18 protein-coding genes are annotated in these 24,323 nt (G+C 73.1%); 11 read left to right on the forward strand and 7 right to left on the reverse strand.

Translation table 11 applies throughout. From position 1 onward, the window contains the following. The first annotated feature begins 133 nt into the window (after positions 1-133). The 9 genes from ACS04_RS13285 to ACS04_RS13325 all read left to right on the forward strand — a co-directional run bounded on the left by ACS04_RS13285 (position 134) and on the right by ACS04_RS13325 (position 10,929). Positions 134-685 carry a GNAT family N-acetyltransferase gene (locus tag ACS04_RS13285; protein WP_048476789.1) on the forward strand — a complete coding sequence of 184 codons (552 nt, stop codon included), beginning with the start codon at positions 134-136 and terminating at the stop codon, positions 683-685. Between the two features lie 130 nt (positions 686-815). Next, positions 816-2,300, forward strand: a complete 1,485-nt coding sequence (locus ACS04_RS13290) for a type III PLP-dependent enzyme domain-containing protein (RefSeq protein ID WP_048476790.1) — start codon at positions 816-818, stop codon at positions 2,298-2,300. Further along, positions 2,297-3,616 (forward strand): pyridoxal-phosphate dependent enzyme, encoded by a 1,320-nt coding sequence (locus tag ACS04_RS13295; protein ID WP_048476791.1) that lies wholly within the window; start codon positions 2,297-2,299, stop codon positions 3,614-3,616. Before ACS04_RS13290 ends, ACS04_RS13295 begins: the two co-directional genes overlap by 4 nt. 1 nt (position 3,617) lies before the next feature. Continuing rightward, a complete protein-coding gene (locus ACS04_RS13300) occupies positions 3,618-4,817 on the forward strand; it encodes an aminotransferase class V-fold PLP-dependent enzyme (protein ID WP_048476792.1) in 1,200 nt (399 codons plus the stop codon). A gap of 54 nt (positions 4,818-4,871) precedes the next feature. After that, entirely contained in the window at positions 4,872-5,663 is a 792-nt protein-coding gene (locus ACS04_RS13305) for a class I SAM-dependent methyltransferase (protein ID WP_048476793.1), read from the forward strand. Positions 5,664-5,899: 236 nt separating this feature from the next. After that, the gene (locus ACS04_RS13310; protein ID WP_048476794.1) at positions 5,900-7,576 is read left to right on the forward strand and encodes an NAD(P)/FAD-dependent oxidoreductase; all 1,677 of its coding nucleotides are present in this window, start codon (positions 5,900-5,902) and stop codon (positions 7,574-7,576) included. Further along, positions 7,573-9,030 carry an ATP-binding protein gene (locus ACS04_RS13315; protein WP_048476795.1) on the forward strand — a complete coding sequence of 486 codons (1,458 nt, stop codon included), beginning with the start codon at positions 7,573-7,575 and terminating at the stop codon, positions 9,028-9,030. The genes ACS04_RS13310 and ACS04_RS13315 overlap by 4 nt, the downstream gene beginning before the upstream one ends. After that, the gene (locus tag ACS04_RS13320) at positions 9,027-9,383 is read left to right on the forward strand and encodes a UBP-type zinc finger domain-containing protein (protein WP_048476796.1); all 357 of its coding nucleotides are present in this window, start codon (positions 9,027-9,029) and stop codon (positions 9,381-9,383) included. The genes ACS04_RS13315 and ACS04_RS13320 overlap by 4 nt, the downstream gene beginning before the upstream one ends. Positions 9,384-9,573: 190 nt before the next feature. Beyond that, positions 9,574-10,929 carry an AMP-binding protein gene (locus ACS04_RS13325; protein WP_053080761.1) on the forward strand — a complete coding sequence of 452 codons (1,356 nt, stop codon included), beginning with the start codon at positions 9,574-9,576 and terminating at the stop codon, positions 10,927-10,929. A 45-nt stretch (positions 10,930-10,974) separates the two neighbouring features. Here ACS04_RS13325 and ACS04_RS13330 read toward each other — a convergent pair whose 3' ends face one another. From ACS04_RS13330 to ACS04_RS13350, 5 genes are all read right to left on the reverse strand, one after another. After that, positions 10,975-12,339 carry a carotenoid oxygenase family protein gene (locus ACS04_RS13330; protein WP_048476798.1) on the reverse strand — a complete coding sequence of 455 codons (1,365 nt, stop codon included), beginning with the start codon at positions 12,337-12,339 and terminating at the stop codon, positions 10,975-10,977. Between the two features lie 33 nt (positions 12,340-12,372). After that, a complete protein-coding gene (locus tag ACS04_RS13335) occupies positions 12,373-13,806 on the reverse strand; it encodes an MFS transporter (protein ID WP_048476799.1) in 1,434 nt (477 codons plus the stop codon). A gap of 243 nt (positions 13,807-14,049) precedes the next feature. After that, entirely contained in the window at positions 14,050-16,041 is a 1,992-nt protein-coding gene (locus tag ACS04_RS13340; RefSeq protein ID WP_209441692.1) for an AAA family ATPase, read from the reverse strand. Between the two features lie 76 nt (positions 16,042-16,117). Beyond that, positions 16,118-17,368, reverse strand: a complete 1,251-nt coding sequence (locus tag ACS04_RS13345) for a cytochrome P450, cyclodipeptide synthase-associated (protein WP_048476801.1) — start codon at positions 17,366-17,368, stop codon at positions 16,118-16,120. 182 nt (positions 17,369-17,550) lie between these two features. Continuing rightward, a complete protein-coding gene (locus ACS04_RS13350) occupies positions 17,551-19,509 on the reverse strand; it encodes an FHA domain-containing protein (RefSeq protein WP_048476802.1) in 1,959 nt (652 codons plus the stop codon). Between the two features lie 172 nt (positions 19,510-19,681). Between ACS04_RS13350 and ACS04_RS13355 the strand changes: the two genes are divergently transcribed. Then, positions 19,682-21,211, forward strand: a complete 1,530-nt coding sequence (locus tag ACS04_RS13355; protein WP_078864732.1) for a serine/threonine-protein kinase — start codon at positions 19,682-19,684, stop codon at positions 21,209-21,211. Positions 21,212-21,228: 17 nt separating this feature from the next. Here ACS04_RS13355 and ACS04_RS13360 read toward each other — a convergent pair whose 3' ends face one another. Next, positions 21,229-22,200, reverse strand: a complete 972-nt coding sequence (locus ACS04_RS13360; protein ID WP_048476803.1) for an alpha/beta hydrolase — start codon at positions 22,198-22,200, stop codon at positions 21,229-21,231. A gap of 315 nt (positions 22,201-22,515) precedes the next feature. After that, the gene (locus ACS04_RS13365) at positions 22,516-23,457 is read right to left on the reverse strand and encodes an alpha/beta fold hydrolase (protein ID WP_048476804.1); all 942 of its coding nucleotides are present in this window, start codon (positions 23,455-23,457) and stop codon (positions 22,516-22,518) included. 109 nt (positions 23,458-23,566) lie between these two features. On the opposite strand from ACS04_RS13365, the gene ACS04_RS13370 reads away from it, so the two are divergent. Further along, complete coding sequence (locus ACS04_RS13370) at positions 23,567-24,241, forward strand: TetR/AcrR family transcriptional regulator (protein WP_048476805.1); 675 nt, start codon at positions 23,567-23,569, stop codon at positions 24,239-24,241. Positions 24,242-24,323 lie beyond the last annotated feature (82 nt).

Consider the following 24,323-nt stretch of genomic DNA (forward strand, 5'->3'; position numbering starts at 1 on the left):
CTGGTCGTCGGCATGAACTACTACTACGCCACGCTCCACTTCGTCGTCACCATCGGCGTCCTGGTGTGGATCTACCGCTTCCACCCGGCCGGTCCGGCGGTCCGGCCGGGGCCGCGTCTGGCAAGCTGCGGCCATGACCGCGCAACTGCCCCCCGATTTCACGCAGATCACCCGGCCCCGGGAGCTCTCCGCCGAATTGCGGGAACAGCTCGTCGACTGCTGGGTACGAGTGATCAACACCGGGGGCGCGGTCATCCCGCGGGGGCTCCCGATGCCTCCGGTGAGCACCGGCCAGGCCGACCCGGCCCTGGGCCGGCTCGTCGGGGCGCTCGATCCGCGGCGGGCCCGCCTGCTGATCGCCACCGTCGGAGGCAGGCTCGCGGGGTGGCTGGTTCTGCGCCGTGACCCCCACCCGCTCGTCGCGCACTGCGGGGCCGTCAACCACGTCATGACCCACCCCGACTTCCGCGGCCGCGGCATCGGCACGGCGCTGATGGGCCGGGTCCGCGAGCTCGCCCGCCAGGAGATGGGGCTGGAGCAGCTGCAGATCGCCGTCCGGGCCGGGCTGGGGCTCGAAGAGTTCTACGGCCGCCTGGGCTGGCACGAGATCGGGCGCTGGCCCGGCGGCCTGCGGGTCGCGCCGGGCGACGACCGCGACGAGATCCTCATGCACCTGGCCCTCTGAACAGCGCGCACCCGCCCCCGTCGCCTTTCGGCCATCTCCCCGCGCCAGGCGTCCAAACCCTGCCAGCAGGGCATGAACAGGACCGCGAAAGATGTCGTCGTACGATCGGCGCGCGGGAGGAGCAGCTGGTATGGACACCGGCCCCCTGTACCTGGAACCGCGGTTGGCGCCGCGGCTCGCCTCGCTGCTCGGCTCGGCCGCGTTCCTGCACACGCTCGTGGACGCCCTCGGTTCCCCGCTCAACGTCCTCGTGCCCGACCAGATGGCGGAGAACGCCGAGGGCTTCCGAGCCGTCTACCGCCGCCACCGGCTCGGCGGACAGGTCTTCTTCGCCCACAAGGCCAACCGTTCCCGCTCCCTCGTCCGGCGGCTCACCACGGCGGAGGCGGCGGTGGACGTGGCGTCCGTCGGCGAGCTCCAGCACGCCCTCGGCGCGGGCTTCACGGCGGACCGCGTCCTGGCGACCGGCCCCAAGGACCCGGCGTTCCTCTGGCTCGCCGCCCGGTCGGGGGCGACCGTGAACGCCGACGGTCCCGGCGAGCTGGACTCCTTGGCGGGCCTCGTACGACGCCACGACCTGCCCCGCCCCAAGGTCCTGCTCCGGCTGAGCGAGTTCGAGACGTCCGGACCCCGGATGCTCTCCCGCCGGAGCCGCTTCGGGACCTCCGTGAAGGCCTTGGAACCGCTGCTGGACCTGCTCGAACGCCACCGCGCGTTCGTCGATCCGATCGGTGTCGCCTACCACCTCGACACCACCAGCCCGGACGAGAAGGCCATCGCCCTCGAAGGCTGCCTGCGCGCCATGGACGACCTGCGGTTACGGGGGTTCCAGCCGCGCGTGGTCGACATCGGCGGCGGCTTCGGCGTCAGCTACCTCGCGCACGCCGCCCAGTGGGACCGCTACACGAGCGAGCTCGCCGCCGCGGTGCTGGGCCGCCGCCCGCCGCTGACCTGGGGCGGACACGGGTACGGTCTGCACGCCGAGGGCGGGACGCTGCGCGGCGCCCTGAGCCTGTATCCCGCCCACCGCCCGGTCGCCGGAGCCGGCTACCTCGACGCGCTGCTCTCCCAGCCCGCCCCCACCCTGGGCCGGTCCCTGGGGACCCTGCTGCTGGAGAGCCTGTACGACCTGTACACCGAGCCGGGCCGGGCCCTGGCGGACCAGTGCGGGCTCTCCCTGGCCCGGGTGGTGGAGGTACGCCGGACGGACGCCGGCCCCGCGCTCGTACGCCTCGCCATGAACGCCGGCGACGTGGCGCTGGAGGACCACGGGATCCTGATGGACCCCGTGCTCGTCCCCCGCGGCCTCCCCGGCTCCGGAGCCGGGGAGGCGGTCGGCGTCCACCTCATGGGCAACCTCTGCCTGGAGGTCGATCTGGTCACGCGCAGAACGGTGTTCCTGCCGCGGCTGCCGCGTCCGGGCGATCTGCTCGGCTTCGCCAACACCGCCGGGTACTGCATGGACTTCAGCGCCACCTACGCCCAACAGCAGTCAGTGGCACGCAAGGTGGCGGTACGTCAGTCGGAGGGCGGCGCCTGGCACTGGTGTCTGGACGAGGAGTACTGGCCGGTCGACGCGTACGGGCCGATCACCGATTCGGGGGGACGTGGATGAGGTACGACAGCATCACCGAGGCCATCGGCAACACCCCGCTGGTCCGCATCGATCCGGCCGTGCACGGCCTGCGCCACATCGATCTCTACGCGAAGCTGGAGATGCTCAACCCCTTCGGCTCGGTCAAGGACCGGGCCGCCTGGAACATGGCCCGCTCGCGACTGCCCGGCGCCCGGGAGCGCGGCGAGGCGATCGTCGAACTGTCGAGCGGCAACACGGCGAAGGCCCTGGCCGTGATCGCGGGAATGCACGGGCTGTCGTTCAAGAGCGTGACGAACCGGATGCGCATCCCCGAGGTCAAGGACCTGCTCCTGCTGCTGGGCGCCGAGATCGAGGAGCTGCCCGGGCGCAGCGAATGCCTGGACCCGACGGACACCGAGGATCCGCTGACCCTCTTCCACCAGCGGCTGAACGAGTCCGGCAGCGCCCACCTGCACACCGACCAGTACTTCAACGCCCTCAACACCGAGGCGCACGAGTCCGGTACGGGGCCGGAGATCGTGGCGGACCTGGACGGCCGGGCCCCGGACTGGTTCGTGGCCTGCGTCGGCACGGCCGGGTCTTCCACGGGCGTGGCCCGGGCTCTGCGCGCGCACGATCCGGCCGTCCGGGTGATCGGGCTGGTGGGCGAGAAGTCGGACTTCATCCCCGGCATCCGCAATGTCGACGAGGTCCACGAGGTCGGGCTCTTCGACCCGGCGACGTACGAGACGATCGAGTCGGTCGGCGCCGACGACGCGATCGACGGCATGCTCACCCTGGTGCGGCGCTGCGGCATCCTCGCCGGCCCCACCGGCGGCGCCGCGTACCACGGGACCGTGCGCCACCTGCGCCCCGTGGACGCGCAGTTGCGGGAGCGCAGGACCGCGGTCTTCATCGTCTGCGACCGGGTCGAGAGCTACCTCGGCTACGTCAAGCAGCGCCGCCCCGAACTGCTAAGCCGCCCGCCCGCCCGCAACTCCGTGTCCGCGCTGACCGGCGACGAGGTCCGGGCCGCGCAGGTCATCGAGGTGGCGGACGCGCAGAAGTGGATCGCGGCGGAGCGGCCGCTGGTGATCGACCTGCGCAGCTCGTTCGCGTACGCCGCGCTGCACATCGACGGATCGGTCAACATCGTGGACGAGCTCTTCGACGAGGTCGTGCGGGGCGGCCTGCCGTTCGGCAAGCGCCAGCCCGTCCTCCTGGCGTGCCCGGTGGGCGAGCAGTCGGCGCGCTATGCCGCGCTGCTGACCCGGATGGGCCATCCCGACGTGCGCAGCCTCGCGGGTGGGATCATCGCGTGGCGGGACGCGGGCGCGCCGCTGGTGCGCGACTGACATGGCCGAGGCGGCGGAGGTCCTGGAGGAGCTGGGCCCGTGGCAGCGCCGGCTGCGCGCCCAGTTCCCGATCATCGTGGCCCATCCGGAGCTGGCGTACCTGGACAGCGCGGCCACCGCACAAAAACCCCGTGCGGTTCTGGACGCCGTGCAGCACTACCTCGTCTCGTCCAACGCCAACGCGGGCCGCGGCTCGTACCCCTGGGCCAACGCGACGACCGCGGCGGTGGAGCGGGCCCGGGACCGGGTGAAGGAGTTCCTGGGCGATCCGGCGCCGGACCTCTCCTCCGTGCACTTCACCGGCGGGACCTCCGAGGGGCTGCGGACCGTGGCCCGGGAGTGGCTGGCGGGCCTGCTCGCGGACGGGGACGAGATCGTCGTGCCGTTCGCCGACCACGAGGCGAATCTGGCGCCGTGGCTGGAGGTACGGGAGTCGCTGGAGCGGCAGGGGATCAGGATCCGGGTCCGTGAGCTGCCGTACCAGGACGGTTCCGGCGACTACGATCCGGCGGCGCTCGCGGCGGTGGTGGGCCCCCGTACCCGCTTCGTGGCGGCCACCCACGTGCACCACGTGTACGGCGCCGACATGAACGTGCACCGGATCCGCCGGGTGGTCGGTCCGGACGTGGCGATCTGCCTCGACGCCGCGCAGAGCGTCGGGCACCTGCCGGTCTCCGTGGCCGCGCTCGACGTGGACTTCGTGGTCTTCTCCGGGCACAAGGCCATGGCGCTGCCGGGCACGGGCGCCGTGTGGGCCCGCGGACGGCGGGGGCCGCGGTTTCGCCCGGGCGGGTGGGCCGGCACGCCGAACACCGTCGGCATCGTGAGCCTGGCGGCCGCGCTGGACTGGCTCGACGCGGCCGGTACGGACCGGATCGAGGCGTGGACGGTGGCGCTGGCGGCCCGGCTGACGGACGGCCTGAGCCGGCTGGACGCGTACGAGGTGCTCGGCTGCCGCTCCAGCCTGGCGGCAGGCTCCGAGGTGCAGCGGCGGCGGAGCATCGTGACGTTCCGGCACCGCGAGATCCCCTCGCGCGACTTCGGGTTCATCCTCTACGGCCACGGGTTCATGGTGCGCTCCGACGGCCACTGCCAGGCGGGTGCCGGGGAGGCGGACGGCTCGGTGCGGGTCAGCCTGCACGTCCACAACACGTCGCAGGAGGTGGAGAAGTTGCTCGCCACCCTCAGCAGTCTGCAATGATTTTCATGTGGGGTTCACAGCCGTGGGAACGGCGGAGCACGAGCGGACAGCGACATGAACGTGGGCAGTGCGAGCGGCATGGGCGGCGTGGGCACCGTACCGGCGGCCAGCCGGTGGGTGGAGCGCTGGGAGCGGCAGCAGCAGCGTTACGCGATCGACCGCGAGGAGCGGTTCACCGTCATCTCCGACGTGGTCGAGCGCGTCACGGTGGGCGGCGGCCGCAGCGCTCCCCTCCTCCTCGACCTGGGCTGCGGGCCGGGGTCGCTGGCCGCGCGCCTGGCCGCGCGGATGCCCGCCGCCGAGGTCGTGGGCGTGGACGCCGACCCCCTGCTGCTGGAGCTGGGGCGGGCCCACCACGGAACGGCCCTGCGCTTCGCCGAGGCGCGCATCGGGGAGCCGGGGTGGCTCGACGCCCTCCTGCTGGAGCGCCCGGTGGACGCCGCCGTCTCGACGACCGCCCTGCACTACCTCGGCGAGGCCACGCTGCGGCGCACGTACCGGGAGCTGGCGGGGCGGATCCGCCCCGGCGGGGTCCTCGTCAACGGCGACCACCTCGACCCCGACTCCCCCAAGGTGCACGAGCTGGCCGTGGACATCGGCCGGCGCCGCGCCGAGCGCCAGCAGGCCCTCGCGCACGAGGACTGGGAGTCGTGGTGGTCGGGCGTACGGGCCGACCCCGAGCTGGCCCCCCTCCTCGCGGCCCGCGACCGCCGCACCCATCCGCACTGCGAGGGCAACAAGCTGACCCTCAACGACCACCTCGCACTGCTGCGCGAGTCGGGCTTCGAGCACGTCGGCACGGTCTGGCAGTTCGGCAACAGCCACGTGGTGGTGGCGGTCCGCTGAGCAGCGGCCGGCAGGTGCGGCCCTCGCGGCCTTCAGCCCCTCCCCGAGGGACGCCCGCGGGCCACGCCACGGCTCGGCCTCCCGCGGACGCGTTGACCGGGAGCGACCGGGCGCGCACCCGCAGCGCACGGTCGCGGCGTTCCGGAGCGTTCCCCGCCCATCGAACATACGATGGGCGGGAAACGGTGCGGGCAGCTCGCCATGCGGCCCGCCCAGAGCACTCGGGGTGGAGACGTATGGCACAGGCCGCCGAAACGGCGCGGACCGTGATCCTGACGGTGGACGACGACCCGGGAGTCTCCCGTGCGATCGCCCGTGACCTGCGGCGCCACTACGGCGCCGACCACCGGATCGTGCGCGCCGAGTCCGGCGAGTCCGCGCTGGAGGCGCTGCGCGAGCTGAAGCTGCGGGGCGACCTGGTGGCGGTGATCCTCGCCGACTACCGGATGCCGCAGATGAACGGCATCGAGTTCCTGGAGCAGGCCCTCGGCATCTACCCGGGAGCGCGGCGCGTCCTGCTGACCGCGTACGCGGACACCAACGCGGCGATCGACGCGATCAACGTCGTCGACCTCGACCACTACCTGCTCAAGCCGTGGGATCCGCCGGAGGAGAAGCTCTATCCGGTCGTGGACGACCTGCTCGCGGCGTGGCGCTCCAGCGACTACCGGCCCGTGCCCGCCACCAAGGTGGTCGGCCACCGCTGGTCGGCGCGCTCCTCGCTCGTGCGGGAGTTCCTCGCCCGCAACCAGGTGCCGTACCGCTGGTACTCCTCCGACGAGCCGGAGGGGCAGCGCCTGCTGGAGGCCGCCGGGGCGGAGGTGCGGCGGCTGCCCCTGGTGGTCACGCCGGACGGCACCGCGCTGATGGAGCCCGAGCCGGCCGAGCTGGCCGCGCACGTGGGGCTCGCGACGACCCCGACCGCCGACTTCTACGACCTCGTGGTCATCGGCGGCGGCCCGGCCGGGCTCGGCTCGGCGGTGTACGGGGCCTCCGAGGGGCTGCGTACCGTGCTGGTGGAGCGGTCGGCGACCGGCGGGCAGGCCGGCCAGAGCTCCCGCATCGAGAACTACCTCGGCTTCCCGGACGGCGTCTCGGGTGCGCAGCTCACCGAGCGCGCCCGCCGCCAAGCCGGCCGGTTCGGCGCCGAGATCCTGACGGCCCGCGAGGTCACAGGGCTGGAGGTGAACGGCGCGGCGCGCGTCGTCCGCTTCTCCGACGGCTCGGCGGTGGCCGCGCACAGTGTCATCCTGGCCACGGGCGTCTCCTACCGCCAGCTCCGCGCCCCGGGCTGTGACTCGCTGACCGGCTGCGGGGTGTACTACGGCTCCTCGCTCACCGAGGCCGCCGCCTGCCACGGGCAGGACGTGTACATCGTCGGCGGGGCCAACTCGGCCGGGCAGGCCGCGATGTACCTGGCGCGCGGAGCGAAGTCGGTGACGCTGCTGGTGCGCGGGGAGTCCCTGCGGGCGTCGATGTCGTACTACCTGATCCAGCAGATCGAGGAGACGCCGAACATCACGGTACGGACCCGGACCGTCGTGGAGGAGGCGCACGGCGACGGCCACCTGGAGCAGCTGACGCTGCGGGACGTGGACAGCCGGGCCACCGAACTCGTCGACTGCCAGTGGATGTTCGTGTTCATCGGCGCGGCCCCGCTGACCGACTGGCTGGACGGTACGGTGCTGCGCGACGAGCACGGGTTCATCCTGGCCGGACCGGACCTCACCGCGGACGGCAGGCCGCCGGCCGAGTGGGAACTGGACCGGCCGCCCTACCACTTGGAGACCAACATTCCCGGCGTGTTCGTGGCGGGCGACGCGCGCGCCCAGTCCGCGAAGCGCGTCGCGTCCGCCGTCGGAGAGGGAGCCATGGCCGTGATGCTCGTACACCGGTACCTGGAGCAGTCATGAGCGGGCGGGCCATGCCGTGCAGCCCGCAGGAGATCGCTTCGCTGTTCCTGTTCGAGAAGCTCTCCCCGGAGCAGCTCGGGCGGCTGTGCGCGGAGGGCCGGGTGGAGCGGTTCGAGGCAGGCCCGGTGTACACCGAGGGCGATCCCGCCACCTGCTTCTACGTGATGATGGAGGGCACCGTCGTCCTGTCCCGCCGGGTCGGCGGCGACGACGTCGAGGTGAGCCGGACCTCGCAGCGCGGCGTGTACGCGGGCGCCATGCAGGCGTACCTGGGCGACCAGGTACCGCAGACGTACACCAACTCCATGCGGGTGACCGAGCCGACGCGGTTCTTCGTCCTGCCCGCCGAGTCGTTCGCGGCCGTCATGCGGGACTGGTTCCCGATGGCCGCGCACCTGCTGGAAGGACTGTTCTTCGGTTCCAGGAACACCCAGCGGGCCATCGGCCAGCGTGAACGGCTGCTGGCACTGGGATCGCTCTCCGCCGGCCTCACCCACGAGCTCAACAACCCGGCCGCGGCGGCCGTACGGGCCACCGCCTCGCTGCGGGAACGGGTGGACAAGATGCGGCACAAGCTGGCGGTCATCGCCCGGGGCCCCTACTCGCGCGAGGCGCTCGCCGAGCTCATCGAGATCCAGGAGCGCACCGCCGAACGGGTGGCCAAGGCTGCGGTGCTGAGCCCGCTGGAGGCCGCCGACCGGGAGGACGAGCTCGCCGACTGGCTCGACGACCACGGCATCCAGGAGGGGTGGCGGATCGCGCCGACCTTCGTCCAGGCCGGGCTGGACACGGACTGGCTGGAGCAGGTGGCGGCGACCGTGGCCGAGGACATCCTGCCGGGGGCCATCGGATGGCTCAACTACACGGTGGAGACCGAGCTGTTGATGGACGAGATCAACGACTCCACCACCCGCATCTCCCACCTCGTGGACGCGGCGAAACAGTACTCGCAGCTCGACCGCGCCCCGCACCGGGTGGTCGACGTCCACGAACTCCTCGACAGCACCCTGCTGATGCTGTCCGGAAAGATGGGCCGGGGGGTGCGGGTGGTCAAGGACTACGACCGCTCCCTGCCCGAGGTGCCCGCCTACCCGGCGGAGCTGAACCAGGTGTGGACGAACATCATCGACAACGCCGTCTTCGCCATCGGCACCACCGGCGGGGAGGGCACGCTGACCGTGCGCACGGCACGCGAGGGCGACCGGCTGCTGGTGGAGTTCCGCGACACCGGGCCCGGCATCCCGGCGGACATCCGCAGCCGTATCTTCGACCCCTTCTTCACCACCAAGCCGGTCGGCGAGGGGACGGGGCTCGGCCTCGACATCTCCTGGCGGATCGTCGTGAACAAGCACCACGGCAGCCTCCAGGTCGAATCCGCGCCGGGCGACACCCGGTTCCAGGTGCTGCTGCCGCTGACCGATCCCGAATCCGAGAGTCCCGAGGAGACGGCATGACAGAGCACATCAAGGGAATCGACCCGAGCGTCCCGCCCGCCGCAGCCGGCTGCGTCGACTGCGACGCGGTGGGCGGCTGGTGGTTCCACCTGCGCCGCTGCGCCCAGTGCGGCCACATCGGCTGCTGCGACTCCTCGCCGGCGCAGCACGCCACCGCCCACTGGAAGTCCGCGGGCCATCCGCTCGTACAGAGCTTCGAGCCCGGCGAGGAGTGGTTCTGGGACTACGACACCGATGCCCTGTACGAGTCCGGCCCCGCGCTCGCCCCGCCCTCCGCCCACCCGGCGGACCAGCCGGCCCCCGGCCCGGCCGGCCGGGTCCCCCCGGACTGGACGCGGCACCTGCACCAGTGACCCGCGCACCGGCAACCGCCGCCGGTCCGCGGCCCGTGTCCTGATCGCCACCCTCCTTGGACCTTCCGCCGAGGCGACCAGGTGGCGATGGTGGGGAAAGCGCCTTGCCCGTGCGGGTGGTGGGGGATTGGCTTGCCAGGTCAGGATCCGCTGGGCTCCCGGTCGCGCGGACCGGTACTGAAGGACACGCATGGCACCGATGCTCGCCGGCTGCACCCCCTGGCCCGAGGAGTTCGTCGACCGCTACTGGGCGGCCGGCCACTGGCGGGGCAACACGTTGGACAACCTGCTGCGCGGCTGGGCCCTGCAGTACGGGCCGCGGACCGCGCTCGTACACGGCGCCACCCGCCTCACTTACGCGAACCTGAACCGGCGCGTGGAGCGGATGGCCGCGGGGTTGCGGCTGCGGGGCCTGCGGCCCGGGCAGCGGGTCGTCGTCCAGCTGCCGAACGTCCCCGAGTTCGTCACCACCGTCTTCGCGCTGATGCGCATCGGCGCGCTCCCGGTGCTCTGTCCGGTCTCCCACCGCGCGGCCCAGGTGTCCCCCATCGTGCGGGTCACGGAAGCCGTCGGTTACGTCGGCCCTTCGGTGTACCGGGGCTTCGACCACACGGCGATGGCCGCGGACATCGCGGCCCGGGGCCCTTTCCTGCGGCGGGTGTTCACCTTCGAGGCCCCGGGTGAGTCGTCCCCGTACGGCGGCTTCTCGACGGACCCGGCAGGCTGCCACTACTTCCCGCTGGGCTCCCTCGACTCGCCGCCCGGGCCGGCGCTCGCGCACAGCGCCGACCAGGTGGCGCTGTTCCTGCTCTCCGCCGCCGACGGCGGTGCGCACCTGCTCGTCCCGCGCACGCACGACGACTACGCGTACCAGGCGCGGGCCACCGCCGAACTGGTGTCGCTCACCGAGAGCGACGTGTACCTGGCCGCGCTGCCCGCCTCCTCACCGCTCGTCTTCGGCAGCCCCGGCATCGTCGGCACCCTCTCCGCCGGCGGCACCGTCGTCCTGGTCGAGGAAGCGGACCCCGCCGCGTGCCTGGCGGCCATCGCCCGGGAGCGGGTCACCGTCACGACGGTGACGCCCGCCACCGCGCTGCTGTGGCTCGACGCGCACCCCGCGGCCGGGGCCGACGTGAGCGCCCTGCGTCTCGTGCAGGTCGGTGGAGGCGCAGCGCCCGTGCCCCGGGCGACCATCGAGCGCATGGCCGCCGAATGGGGCTGTCGCCCGCAGCAGTTCCTCGGCACGGCCGAGGGTCCGCTCGCGCTCACCCGGCCGGGCGACCCGGACGAGACCGTACTCACCACGCAGGGCCGCCCGCTGTCTCCCGACGACGAGATCCGCATCGTCGGCGCGGACGGGCAGGAGGTGCCCGACGGGGAGCCCGGCGAACTCCTCGTCCGCGGCCCCGCCATCCCGCGCGGCTACTACCGGGCCCCCGACGTCAACGCACGCTCCTTCACCGCCGACGGCTACTTCCGCACCGGGCAACTCGTCCGGCGCACCCCGGACGGCAGCCTGGTCGCGGCCGCCCCCGCCCGGGCCTGACGGGCCGGCAGCCGCCCCGACGGGAGGTACGCGTTGACCCTGGCGTCAGTCCGTGGCGCCGTCCAGGGCGCTGTCGGGCACCCAGGAGCCGTGGATTCCGGCCGTCACCCGGCGGGGCAGGTGGACGGTGGCGACCCGGTCGAGGCCGGCGGCGTCGAGGACCAGCAGCTGGGAGGAGTCCTGCTTCAGGTCGGAGACTACGGTCAGCAGATAGCCGTCGTCCTCGTTCGTGGCACGGTCCGCGGGGACGAAGACGGCCTCGCTGGGCATCCGGGCGTCGCCCACCTGGTGGATGCGGCGGGCGCCGGTGGTCCGGTCGTACTTGACCACCCCGTAACCGCCGAAACCCTTCTCGTCGGGGAAGCAGATGGCGTACTGGTACCGGTTCTCCGCGCCCAGGTAGTCCTCGTTGAGGGTCGGGAACTCCACCGCCAGGTCGTCGATGATCTGCTCGCCGACCGTGCCCTCGGCCATGTCGATCTCCCAGCGGCGGGTGTACGAGCGGGAGCCGGGCTCGCTGCCGCGGTCGGGCGCGCCGATCCACCAGTTCCAGGAGAGCCGGAAGCCCTCGCGGTCCACGGTGGGGCCCTCCAGGACGATGCGGCCCCGGCCGTCCTCGTAGGCGTTGGAGACGTGGAGCATGTTGCCCGGTTCGATGGAGAACCAGCGGATGTGCCGGGCCCCGTCCTCCCCTCGGGGCATGACCCCGATGCGGGCGGGCTGCCGGTCGCTCCAGCCGTAGGGGATGCCGGAGTGCTCGGTGGGGTCGAAGGTGACGTTCCCCTCGACGAACACCACGTGCCGGCGGGTGATGGTGAAGTCGTGCTTGAGGGAGGCGGTCGCCCCAGGGATCTCGGCGCTGTGGACGATCGCGCCCTTGGCGTCGCAGACGTAGTAGGTCAGGAACGGCGGGAACGGCGAAGAGCCGAAGAAGTGGAGCTCCCCGGTCACCGGGTCCTCCTTCGGGTGCGCGGTCATGGCGCTGCGCAGTCTGCCGTCGAAGTCGTGGGGGCCGACCGTCTCCAGCTCCCGGGTGAGCTCGAAGGGGAGGTTCGACTCGCACAGCGCGAGGAGGCGTCCGGCGTGTTCGATGACGTGCGTGCCGGCGGTGCTGGCGGTGAGGTCGGGGCCGTGCTCGGTCATGTAGGGAGCGCCGTCGAAGGCGGGGGTGTGCACCCAGCGGTTGCGGTACCACTCGGCGCGGCCTTCTCGCAGCCGGATGCCGTGGACCATGCCGCTGCCCTTGAACCAGTGGGTGGGGGTGACTCCGGGCTTGGGGTTGTGCCCGTTGCGCAGCAGCCGGCCGGTCAATTCGGGGGGCAGTGCGCCCTCGACGGTCAGGGAGGTGGCGGTGATCTCGTCGGCGACGGGGGTGTAGTGACCGGTCAGGTACGGCTTGGCAGTGGTCATGGTTCGCATCTCCTTCTCTGGTGTGACGTGTGCTCAGGCGTGGTGTTCGACGGGGGACGTGGGAGGAGCGGGCGCGGTCCGGGTGGGTCGCTGGGCGGGCGCTCTCCGGGCGCTCCGCGGCGCGGCCGTGGTCGTGGTGCGCGCCCTCGCGCGGCGGGCGAGGAGCAGGGCGAGGAGGGCGGTGGCGGCCAGTACGGCGGCCGAGACCGCGAACGCGGCCCGGTAGCCGGCCGTGAGGGCCTCCAGCGGGGGCGTACCGGCGGACGCGTGGGCGGTGACGGAGCCGGCCAGGGTGGCCAGGGCGGCGAGGCCGACCGCTCCGCCGACCTGCCGGGTGGTGTTCACGAGTCCGCCGGCGAGACCGGCGTCCTGCCCCGGGACCCCCTCCACGGCGAGTGCGGTGAGCTGGACGAAGGCGATGCTCAGGCCCAGGCCGACCAGGATGCTCGGGCCGAGGACGTCCGTGGCGTAGCTTCCGTCGGCGCTCATGCGCGAGAGCCACAGCAGTCCGGCGGCCTCGGTCAGCAGGGCCGCGGTCACGGTGACGGTGGCTCCGAGGCGCCGGGCGACCCGGGGCGCGAGGGAGGATCCGAGCATATGGGCGCAGGCCAGCGGAAGTTGGCCCATTCCGGCGGCCAAGGGGCCGGATCCGAGGACCTGTTGCTGGTAGAGCGGCAGGAAGAAGAACAGGGCGATCCACACGGATCCCAGCAGGGCCATCAGCACGTTGCCCGCGGCCACCCGGCCGGTGGCGAACAGGCGCGCCGGAACCAGGGCGTCGGGGCGGCGGCGCTCGATCACGGCGAAGGCCGCGAGCAGCGCGGCGGCCGCGCCGAGGGCGCCCAGGACCCGGGCGTCGGTCCAGCCCGCCGCGCGCGCGGTGGTCAGGCCCCACACCAGGCCGGTCAGCGCGAGGGTCACGGTGACGGTGCCCGGCAGATCGAAGCGACCGGACTTCCGTCCGGCGTCCCGCGGCACGTACACGGCCACCGCGGCCAGGACCAGGGCCGCTCCGAGCGCGACCGAGTGGAAGATCCAGGGCCAGCCCCAGGCCTGGGTGAGCGCGCCTCCCAGCAGGACGCCGCCCGCCGCTCCCCCGCCGGAGACCGCTCCCCACACGCCCAGGGCCCGGCCGCGCCCGGGGCCCGACCGGAACCGGTCCATCGCCAGGGCGAGGGCGGCCGGGGCGATGGCGGCGGCGCCGAGGCCCTGCGCCGTACGGGCCGCGATCAGCACGCCGGCGGAGGTGGCCAGCCCCGCCGCCAGCGAGGCCGTCGCGAACAGGCCGAGTCCGGCGATCAGCACCCGGCGGCGGCCGAGGAGGTCGGCGGCCCGGCCGCCCGCCAGGAGCAGCGCCCCGAAGGCCAGGCCGTAGGCGTTGACCACCCAGGTGGTGCCGCTGTCCGTGAGCCCGGTGCCGGCTCTGATCTGCGGGAGCGCCACGTTCACGATCGAGGTGGCGAGCATGACGGTGAACTGGGCGGCGGCGAGTGCCGCGAGGACCCCCCGGGGCGGCGGGGCGACGTACTGGCGGGAGTGTCCGTGTGCGTGCGACGTTCATGGCGCACAGACTCGGCGCGGACGCTGTCCACTCTCCAGGCCCGGCGCGGACGGGCGCTGTCCACTCCTGTCCATTCCTGTCCGCGCCGCCCGCGCTGCCCGCACTGTCCGCGCTGTCTGCCCGGGCTCGCCGGGCGCTCGCGACGGCCGCTACCGGGGGTCGTGCAGCTCCTGCTGCCACAGGGCTTCGCAGAGCAGGTCCAGGCCCTGGCGGAGGTGGCGGCGGTAGGTCCCGTACGGCAGGCCCAGGCGGCGGGCGGCGGCTTCCTGGGTGGGCGCGCCGGAGAAGTGGCCCGCCGTCAGCGCCTCGCGGGCGCGCGCTCCGCGCGGGTCCCGGGCGAGGTCGTCGACGGCCTGGCGCAACAGGGCGCGGAGCTCCCCCACCGGGTCGGCGAAGTCGGCGGCGAGACGGCTGCGCAGCAGGGCGCAGGTCGCGAAGGCGCCCGCGTCGCGCCAGTGGGCCAGCGCCTCGCGCACGGCCTGGTCGAAGGCCGTCCGCGACACGGGCGAGGGCCCCGCGCGCACCGGCTCCTCGCTGGGCGCTATGAAGCGCATGAGCCATGCCTCCACGGGCACCTGACGCCAGTCGACGCCGAAGACCCCGTACGTGTGGTCGCCGACGCGCGGGCGCGCCCCGGTGTCGGCGAGGGTGCCCTCGACGCGCTGCGCCCAGGTCTCGGCGTCCCGGTAGACGGCGAACCCGTACGCCCGCCCGCGGGCCCGGGCCGCCTCCGCCTGGGCCCGGGAACTGCTCAGGTCGATGACGCGCGAGGGGACCTGGTAGCGCTCGGGGTAGACCGAGAAGCGGCTGACGCCGATGTGTTCGCCGGGGCTCACCGGCCCGGCGGCGTCGGTGTGGCGCCACGCGGCGGCGACGACGGGGTCGGTCGCCAGGTCCTGGGGGTCGGCAGGGCCCGGCAGGACCAGCCGGGCCGTGAACGCCACGATCCGGCCGGTGCTCACGAGCCGGTAGACGCTGAAGGCCTGCGGCTGGCGCTGCGCCCAGTAGCGGACCAGCTCGACGGAGGCGGCCCCTTCCGTCTCCTCGGTCATGCGCAGCACGTGGTCGAGGTCATCGGGGTGCAGGGGGCGGTCGTGCACCTCCTCCTCCCGGGACCAGGACCGCAGCCGGGCCAGGGTCTCGCCCTCCCGGAAGAGGTAGAAGAGCTCGTCGGTGACGGTCCACACCCGCTCCTCGGGTGCTTCGCGCAGGATGCGCAGGTACTCGTCCGCGAGGCGCCGGCGCATCGTCTCGAAGGCGTTGGGCGCCCGCCAGCGCAGATCGGCGGCCAGGGTCTCGCGGGCGGCGTCGTGCGGGTGGAGCCCCCGGGGGGTGGACTCCATGAAGGGGAGCTCCCGAAGCCAGGCGAAGAGCAGGTGGGCGTCCTCTCCGGGCAGAACGGTGGTCAGCAGCTCCTCGGACGTGGAGTGGGCCTGCGCGGCCACCTCCAGGGCGCGGCGGTGGGCCGCCGTGGGCACCTCGCCGATCAGCCCGGCCAGCAGGGTGCGCAGGACGTCCGCCGTCGGGCTCCAGATCTCCTCCCGGCCGCAGCCGGCCGATCCCCCCGCGGCGGCGAGGGAGAGGGCCAGCGGGTTGCCCCCGGCGAAGCGCAGTACGCGGTCCCGCAGTTCGGGTCGGATGTGCGCCGACACCAGTACGCTGCGGGCCTGTTCCTCGGAGAACGGCTCCAGTTCGGTGACGTGCAGGAGCCGGGACCAGGCGGGGTCGGCGGCCCACTGCGGCTGCGGGGCGCGCCGGCCGGCCAGTACGACGAGGGCGTCGTCCGCGGCGCGCGGCAGGAAGTGCTGCCACAGCCGGCTCTCCAGCCACTGGCAGTACTCGAAGGAGTCCACGAACAGGACCGTTCCCGGAACGTCCAGGAACGGTCCGGCGGCGCGCTCGAAATCGGCCGGGTCCCGGCTGACGAAACGGCCGTCGAGTTCGACGAGCAGCCGGCCCGCCGCACGGGCGTGGTCCGCCAGGCGCCGCAGCAGCGTCGACTTCCCGATACCGCCCGGTCCGTACACGTAGAACGCGAACGGCGCCTGCGGTTCCCCGGCCAAAGCCTCGCCGAAGCGCCCGAGTTCCTCTTCCCGGCCGACGAAGGCCCGTACGCGCGCGCTGCTCAGCCTTTCCCCCACGGACACCATGGCGGCTCCCAACTTCCTTGTGCGCGACCCGGATGCGACGGGTCGAACGGAGATCCTAATGGAGAGGTCAGAGGGTGGGTCCGAGGCGCCGTTCGCCGGCGCGGACGGGGGTGAACTCCAGCGGCAGGGAGACCGGGCCCCGGGTGTACAGGCCGGCCTCCTGGTAGCGGAGGCCCGGGCTGTGGCGGACCTGGTCGAGCAGGGGCAGGAGCATCGCGGCGACGGTCTCGATCTCGGCGCGGGCGAAGGCCGCGCCGACGCACTGGTGGAGTCCGGTGCCGAAGGACAGGTGCTGCGCCGCCGCGGTGAAGGAGCGGGCGACGCCGAGGTCCGGGCGGTGGATGTCGAAGGAGTCCGGGTCGGTGAAGGCGGCGGGATCCCGGTTGGCCGCGCCGATCATGCAGAAGACGGTGGCACCGGCCGGGACGGTGCCACCCGCGAACGCCGTGTCCTGCCCGGCCCGGCGGGGAACGAGCTGGACCGGTGGGGTGAAGCGCAGGGTCTCGGCGATCGCCGCGCCCAGCAGGTCCGGGTCCCGGCGGACCTGCGCCAACTGCTCGGGGCGGTCGATCAGGTGCTTGAAGAGCAGGGCGAGGGTCTTGTCCGCTGGTTCGGCGGCAGCGACCAGGACGTTGAAGATCAGTGCGGTGACATCGCGGTCGCTCATGCCGATGCCGTCGAACTCGGCGGCGCAGAGTCTCGACACGAGGTCCTCGCCGGGGTGGCGGCGCCGCTGTTCGATGACGGGGAGCAGGTACGCCTCCAGTTGCTCGGCGCAGTCCATGCAGTGCCGGCGGCGCTCGGGGGTGAGGTCCATGCTGGTGATGAACTCGGCGATCCCGCCGTGCCAGGCGGCCACCTGTCGCCAGTCCCGTCTCTCCAGGCCGAGGACGTCGAGCGTGACCTGGACGGCGAGGGGTTTGCCGAAGTCGTTCACGAGGTCCATCCGGCCGCGGGTGAGGAAGGGGGCGATGAGTTCGGCGGCGTTGGCGCGGATGGCGCGGATCTGCTCCTGGAGCGCCGGGCCGGTGAAGCCCCGTACGACGATCTTGCGTTTGGCGGTGTGCTCGGCTCCGGTCATCTGGGCGAGGACCCGGCCCCGCATCACCGGCTCGGCGCGCACCTGGAGCGTCTCGGTGGTGAACGCCTCGTGGTCGGTCAGCACCCGCTTGACGTCCTCGTGGCGCGAGAGGAAGTAACTGTCGATCGCCGGCTCGTAGTGCACGGGAGCCTGGTTCCGCAAGGGCGCGAAGTAGCGGTAGGGATCGGCGGCGAAGTCCTCGGACAGGACACTGAAACGGGTACGGGCGACGGGCACGGTGGGGGCCTCTCGAAACACGCGGCGCGGGGAAACATCACAAGTCGCGCTGCAAGACGAGGAATTGGCGGTACAGGTTGCCCCCGCCCGACCACAGCCGGGGCCGGACACAGCCGTGCCCCGGCGATCAGAACCGCCGGGGCACCGCTGTGTCCGGAAATGACCGCTCCGAAGGGCAGCCCCTAGGCGAGCGGGAGGGCTCGGGGGTCGGCGGGGCGGGGGACGTAGACCGGGGAGTCCGACTGGTAGAAGAGGTCGATGTCGGCCTCCTCGCCGCCGACGATCAGGGTGTCCCAGGCGCCGCTCTCCCGCAGGGTGCGCAGGGTCAGCGGGGAGATCGGGGCGAGGTGGGAACGGAGTTCGTCGTCCGTGGGCAGGCCGGGCAGCCGGGCGCCCAACCGGTCGCGGATCCCGGCCATCCGCTCCAGCAGCGCGTCCAGATCGCTTCCGTCCGCGGCGGCGCGGGGCGCCCCGTCGGACGCCGGACCGCAAGCCCCACCGGAAGCCGGACCGGGCCCCGCGCCGGACCCCGCTTCCGCGCTGCGCGCGATGATGTCCTTGATGGCGCGGGTGACGCCCTGCTCGTCCGTGGTCACCATGGCGTTCCAGGCCCGGCTCTTGTGCCGGTACTGGAGCATGGACATCGCTGCCTCGTGCCGGATGAAGTCGGCGTCGCGCAGCGGCTTGCCCCGCCAGGCGCGGCTGAGCGAGCGGGCCAGTGAGGTGGCGGAGGCGAGACCGCTGTTGAGGCCGCGTCCGGGCCAGAAGTGGATGGCGTTGGCCGCGTCGCCCAGCAGGAAGCCGTAGGTGCCGGGGCTGCTCGCGGTCGGGCGGCGCAGCTGGGCGGTGAACCGCGGGCGCTGGACCATGTCCAGCCGGAAGGACGTGATGGCGGACAGGTCGTCCTCGGCCACCCCGAACAGGCTCAGGCCCTGCCGGATCTCCTTCCACAGCGGGGAGCTGCGCAGCAGGGCGGGCAGGAAGAGGGTTCCGTGGGTGGGGCAGCGGAACTCGTTGTCCTCCTCCTGTCGGCTCATCAGGCAGGGGCGGGTGGCGATGCACTCCTCGAAGACCTGGCGGACCGGGTCGATGCCGATGACGTTCCTGGCCTCCTCCCGGGTGAGCCGCATGTTCAGGAAGCCCTCGCCACGCAGCGAGTTGAGCAGGAACCGGTTCTGCGACACGGTGAGCAGCACGCTCATCGGGTCCGGCAGTTTCGACTTGACGCGCAGCCCGAGCACGATGTCCTGGAGGTGCTCGCCGTCGAGGGAGTAGATGGAGGCGTCGGCCGCGCCGAAGCGGTCGGCGTAGTGCTCGCGGGTGCGGGAGCGGCCGCCTTCGGCGACCACGAGGACGTGTTCCTGGGTGAGCCGGTTCTGCTGCTCCTCCACCTCGAAGCGCCTCGGCACGAGGCGGATCGCGGGCCGTCGGTTGGCCAGGGCCAGCAGCCGGTCCTCGATGTGGGCGATGCGGATGTTGCGCGGCGGCCGACCGTCGACGGAGTCCGGACCGACGGGCCACATCTCGGAGTAGGCGCCTGCGTCGTCGAACAGGGCGGAGAGGACCTCCTCGGACAGGGCGAGGTACTGGCGGCTCTGGACGGTCACCACCTGCTGGCGGCGGAAGTTGCCCTGGGTCTCGTCCTTCCAGACGATCTCGGGGCCCTTCCTGGTCCAGCGGCCGTCGTAGAGGGTGATGGCGGTGCGGCCGGGCAGCATCTCATCGAGTGCCAGCGCGAAGGCGAGGCCCACCGGGCCGCCGCCGGTGATCGTCACCCGCAGCGTGCCGGGGTCGGCCGCGCTCGGCCGGGGGACGTCCAGGAGGGAGAGGTCGATGAGCGTCTCCATGGAGTCCTGCGCCTCGTAGAGGAAGGTCTCGTCGCCGATCCTGATGCAGTCGTTGGGGCGCAGGGCGTGCCGGCTGATGCGCTGGTCGTTGACGAACGTGCCGTTGCGGCTGTCCCGGTCGTGGAGGACGTATCCGGCGTCCTCCACGAGGATCTCGGCGTGCAGCCGGGAGGCGCTGGGGCTGACGATCACGACGCCGTTGTCGCTCTTGCGACCGAAGGTGAGGGGCTCACTGCCCAGAACCACGCTCTGCCCGGTGAACGGACCCGTGCGCCCGACGATGACCGATGGCACTGCAACTCCTAACGGGCGTCGCTGCTGTTGACTGTTCGTACGTCTGCCATCACGCGATCGATAACGTATTTGGTTCAACCAACTTTGAAAATTTCCTCTCATCCGCTGAACCGGGGTCACGGCCCGTACGTGATGCTCACGTCGGCCGGGATCGAGAGGGAGAACCGCCCCCATGCGCAACGAGGACAGCGAGACCGAGACCGTGACGGAGACCCCGCTCGCGGCCGCCACCGCGGGCACGGGCCGCCATGCCGCCGTGCCCGGTACACCCGGTGCGCCGGACGGGCAGCGGCTGGTCGCGGGCCGCTACCGGCTGCTGTCCCGGCTCGGCGAGGGCGGCATGGGCGTCGTGTGGCGGGCCCGTGACGAGACCCTGCAGCGCGAGGTCGCCGTCAAGGAGGTGCGGGCCCCGGCCGGTCTGTGGGCCGGCGACCTCGCGCGGATGTACGGCCGGCTGGAGCGGGAGGCATGGGCGGCGGCGCGGATACCCGGCCGCAACGTGGTGACGGTCCACGACGTGGTCACGGAGGACGACCGGCCCTGGATCGTGATGGAGCTGATCCGCGGGCAGTCGCTGGCCGACCTGCTGCGTTCCGAGGGGCCGCTCACGCCTCGGTACGCCGCGCACGTCGGCGCGGAGGTGCTGTCCGCGCTGCGCGCCGCGCACGCCGCCGGGGTGGAGCACCGGGACGTGAAGCCGGCGAACGTACTGCTCGGCGCGGACGGACGGGTGGTGCTCAGCGACTTCGGCATCGCGACGGTCGACGGCAGCACCGCCCTCACCATGACCGGCGAGGTGGTCGGCTCCCCCGAGTACCTGCCGCCGGAGCGGGCGCTGGGCCGCTCCTCGGCCCCCGAGTCGGACCTGTGGTCGCTCGGCGTGATGCTGTACGCGGCCGTGGAGGGGACCTCCCCGTTCCGGCAGGACAGCGCGCTCGGCACCCTGCGGGCCGTCGTGGACGAGGAACCGCCGGTCCCGACCCGGGCCGGTCCGCTCGCCCCGGTCATCGCCGGTCTGCTGCGCAAGGAGCCCGCCGAGCGGACCCCGGCCGCCGAGGTCGCCGAGGCCCTGCGGCACATCGCCCGCGACCCGGACGCCACCACGGCCGCCTCCCCCGGCCTGGCGGAGCACAGGCCCGCCCCGGCCGCCGCCCTCCCCCGCAGGCGTCGTACGGCGGCCTTCGTCGCGGCCGGCGCGGCAGCCTGCGTACTGACCGCCGGCGGCCTGGCCTACGCCCTCACCGGTGCCGGGACCGGGACGGGCACGGGGACCGGGACGGGCACGGGGACCGGGACGGGCACGGGGACCGGCGGCGGCGCCCCGACCGGCACCGGCGCCGCCATCGGCCGGGGCGCCGCGCCCGGTTCGGGCGTACGGATGTCGGTGGCGGGCGCGAACACCGTCTACACCGGCGGCTGCCCGGTCCCCGCCGACCGCGCCCCCGCGTTCACCGTGACGTTCAGCGCGTCCGAGCCGACCCTGATCTCCTACCGCTGGGTGTCCGGGGACGGCTCGGTGGTGGACCCGCACTGGCGCACCCTGTCCATCGGGAGCAAGGCCGACCCGACGGGCCGCGACACCGTACGCCTGACCACCTACGCCAAATCCGGCACCCTGGCCACCGGGATGGCCGTGGAACTCCAGAGCCCCACCCGCGCCACCTCCAACCCGGTCCCCTTCTCGATCACCTGCACCGGCTGATCCCGCCGGCCGGGCGGTCAGGCACCGTACAGGGAGGTGTGCAGGGTGCGGGCGGCCAGGCCGATCGCGGCCTCGGCGGCCTGGGTCTCGCGCAGCGCGTCGAGCATGACGAAGTCGTGGATGGCGCCCTGGAAGCGGATCGCGGTGACCGCGACGCCGGCCGCGCGCAGCTTGTTCGCGTACGCCTCGCCCTCGTCGCGCAGTACGTCGGCTTCGCCGGTGATGACGAGCGCGGGCGGAAGGCCGGTGAGCTGCTCGGTGGTGGCGCGCAGCGGGGAGGCGGTGATCTGGGCGCGCTGGGCCTCGTCGGTCGTGTACTGGTCCCAGAACCACTGCATGCCGTCGCGGCGCAGGTAGTACCCGGTGGCGAACCGGTGGTAGGAGTCGGTGTCGAAGCGGGCGTCGGTCACCGGGTAGAACAGCACCTGCTGGAGCAGCGGGACGCCTCCGCGCTCCTTGGCCATGAGGGTGAGGGCGGCGCTCATGTTCCCGCCGACGGAGTCGCCCGCCACGGCGATGCGGGCGGTGTCCAGTCCGCGGGTGGCTCCCTGCTCGACCACCCACCGCGCGACGGTGAAGTTCTGTTCGATGGCGACCGGGTAGCGGACCTCGGGGGACAGGTCGTATTCGGGGAAGACGATCGCGGCGTTCGCGCCGACGGCGAGCTCGCGCACCAGGCGGTCGTGGGTGTGGGCGTTGCCGAACACCCAGCCGGCGCCGTGGATGTAGAGGACGACGGGGAGCGTTCCGGTGGCGCCGGCGGGCTTGACGATGCGGGTCCGGACGCTGCCCGTGGGGCCGCCCGGGACGGTGATCCACTCCTCGTCGACCGCGGGCTTCGCGATGTCGCCGGACTGCAGGTCGTCGACCGCCTTCCGGCCTTCCGCCGGCGGCAGCTGGAACAGGTAGGGCGGGTTGTCGGTCGCCTTCGCGAGGGCCGCTGCGGCGGGCTCCAGGACCGGCGCGACCGGCTCCACGGCGTTGGACATGCACGTCTCCTGACGTTCTGGGGGCTGCTGTCGTTCCTGCCTGCGCATACGTCACGCGACAAGCGCGGGAGGGCTCGGACCTGCCCGGAGCGCACCACCGCGCGCCCCACCGTGCACGGCGTCCCCACGGCCCGCCGGTACCGGCGCGGCCCCCTGGGCCGCGCACCGCATCGCATCCCACTTTCGGGTGACGAGCGGAGCCACGAGGCGGGTCGGGCCCTCCCCGCAGCGGCGCCTGCGCCTCACTCGGCGCCGCGACGGGATCTCGCCCGAGGTGGCGCCGGCGGGCGGAGCGGGCCGTGCGCGCGGGAGGCCTCAGGCGCCGGTGCCCGCGGCGGGTGCGAGGGAGTCCACGTCCTCCATGAAGGACAGCATCCGGGCGTTGACCATGTCGGGGTGGTCGATCTGCGGTCCGTGCCCGGTCGCGGCGATGATCTCGGCACGGGCCCCGGGAATCACGCGCGGCACGCGCTCCAGCTGCCTCTTCGGATGCACGAGCAGGCTCCGCTTGCCCATGATCAGGTAGAACGGCGTCCGGATGGAGCCCAGTTCTGCATCGGTCAGCGGAAGGGGCGCGGGCCGGCGGATCCTGAAGGCGCGGGCGCCGGCCTGGATCCACTCGCGCATCTCGGGGACGACGATGACCGGCTGCTCCAGCCATGCGGCGAGGCGCGGCCGCAGCGCCTTGGGCGCGTAACTGGCGAAAAGGCTCGCGAAGATCCAGACGAAGAAGCGCAGGCCGACCTTTTCCAGCCCGCCGGGGTCGAGGGCGGTGACCGAGGCGAGCCGGCCGGGACGCAGGTGCGCCTGATTGATGACCAGCCAGCCGCCGTACGAGGCTCCTACGAGGTGCACGCGGTCGAGGCCGAGGGCGTCGAGGGCCTCGTCCAGCCACTGGGCGGCACGCTCGGGCTGCCACATGGGCTCGCGCTGCACGCTGCGCCCCGCGTCGCCGGGGGTGTCGAGGGCGTAGACGGGCCGATCGGCGCTGAGCGCGGGGGTGTTGGGGTACCACATGGCGGAGCAGTAGCCGGATCCGTGGATCAGCACGATCGGCGTGCGGGACTCGGCGGCCGGATCGGCGGGACCGTGCCGGTAGACGTGCGTGGTGCCGAAGCTGGTCTCGACGTCCGTCTCGGAGCGGATCGGCGCGCCCATCGCGTAGAGCGTGTCGCACGTGGCGAAGTACCGGTCGCGCAGGGTGTCGTTGACGTAGCGGCCGATGTCGCGGCGCGCTCGGGTCGCGTTCTCGGGCACGGGGCACCTCCATGGAAGATCCGTCGTTCGTGATACGACCGTACCATGCATTTGGTACGGCGGTACCATGAAGAGCCGCTCCAGCCCCTCACCCCCGGAGACCCCACCGATGCCCAAACGCGTGGACCACGAGGAACGCCGTGCCCAGATCGCCGAGGCGCTCGTCCGGGTCGCCGGCCGGCGGGGGCTGCACGCCGTCGGAATGCGCGACGTGGCGGCGGAGGCGGGGGTGTCCCTGCGCCTGGTCCAGTACTACTTCCAGACCAAGGAGAACCTGCTCTTCTACGGGCTCCAGCACCTGACCGAGCGCTTCACGGCGCGGGTGGGCGCCCGCCTCGCCGCGGCCGGCCCGGATCCCGGTCCGCGCGCCACCATCGAGGCCCTGCTGCTGGCCTCCCTGCCGACCGACGAGGAGGGCCGGACCTTCCACCTCCTTTACAGCTCCTACTCGATCCTGTCGGTGACCGACGAGGCGCTCGCCGCCCAGCCGTTCATCGACAACCCGAACGCCGCCGAGGACGCGGTGACCGGCCTGATCGCACGGGCGCAGGAGGCCGGTGCGGCCGACCGCGGTGTCGACGCGCGCACGGAGGCCATCAGCCTCCTCGCGATGACGGCGACGATGGGCACGAGCATCCTCGTGGGCCAGCGCGAGCCCGAGTCCGCCATCGGGGTCCTGCGCCACCATCTGGACCGGATCTTCACGGGGCAGGAGCGCGACGGCGGCGGTGGAGCCGATGAGGAGTCCTCCGGGCCCCGGGGCGGGGGCGCAGGGGCTCGGTGAGCCGCACCTGCCGCGCGCGGTCCGGCAGGGCCGGGTGAGGCGCGGGGCCCTCGCCTTCCGCCTGCTGACGCGCGGGCCCCCG

Source organism: Streptomyces roseus (assembly GCF_001044425.1).
Lineage (GTDB): Bacteria > Actinomycetota > Actinomycetes > Streptomycetales > Streptomycetaceae > Streptomyces > Streptomyces roseus.